Raw genomic sequence first — 828 nt, forward strand, 5'->3', positions numbered from 1 at the left:
GCATCACGCCGTGATGCGCTATGTGACCCCGGACGAATTCGCCGGCTACGAGCGCGTCGCCTATACCAAGGGTTTCCTGATGGTGTCGGCGAGCCCGCTGACGCGCTCGTCGCATCATGCCGGCGAGGACTTTGCCAAATTGCAGGCGGCGCGCACGGCCCGCGGTCGCTAGATATTGCAGACGGCGGCGAGCCGGCGCCAGCGCGCGCCATTGCGCGATCGAGCCTCGACCGAACCTTGGACTGGACCAATGCAGCGCGTTCTGGTGATGGGATCGTCGGGATCCGGCAAGTCGACCTTTGCCCGGCGGCTGTCCGGGATCACGGGCATCCCGACCGTGTCGATCGATGCGCTGTTCTGGAAGCCGGGTTGGGTCGAGTCCAACAGGGACGAATTCCAGCGCCGCATGACCGAGGCCGCGCGCGAGCCGCGCTGGATCATGGACGGGAACTACACCAGGAACGGTGCGGGTGAGCTGCGCCGGCAGCTCTCCGATACGATCATCTGGTTCGACTTGCCGCGATCGACCTGCATGCTCGGGATTTTCCGGCGCATCGCCGGAAGCTACGGCCGGGTTCGCGCCGAGATGGCGGAGGGTTGCCCGGAGAAGATCGACCTTGAATTCTTCCGCTATGTCTGGACCTATCGCCAACAGCAGCGGCCGAAGCTGATCGAATATTTCCAAGGTTTGCGCCCTGATCAGTCGCTGGTCTGCTTCACCCACCGGGCGCAGGCGGACGACTATCTGAAGGGCCTCGCGCTCACGCTAAACCGTGCAAGAAACCTCACAAGTATCCACTGATGCCTCGATTCTCCAGCAAGCGGCGG

Annotated in this window: 1 protein-coding gene and 1 pseudogene; both read left to right on the forward strand. The window is 63.8% G+C overall.

What is annotated here, in order from left to right; translation table 11 throughout:
* Positions 1 to 172, forward strand: a pseudogene (locus B2W55_RS24410) (lipoyl synthase); the annotation flags it as partial.
* Between the two features lie 78 nt (positions 173 to 250).
* On the forward strand, positions 251 to 802 hold the full coding sequence (locus B2W55_RS24415) for a DNA topology modulation protein (protein WP_024584186.1): 552 nt from the start codon (positions 251 to 253) through the stop codon (positions 800 to 802).
* Positions 803 to 828: the final 26 nt, after the last annotated feature.

The sequence above is a fragment of the Bradyrhizobium sp. UBA2491 genome (assembly GCF_002341725.1).
Classification (GTDB): Bacteria; Pseudomonadota; Alphaproteobacteria; order Rhizobiales; family Xanthobacteraceae; genus Bradyrhizobium.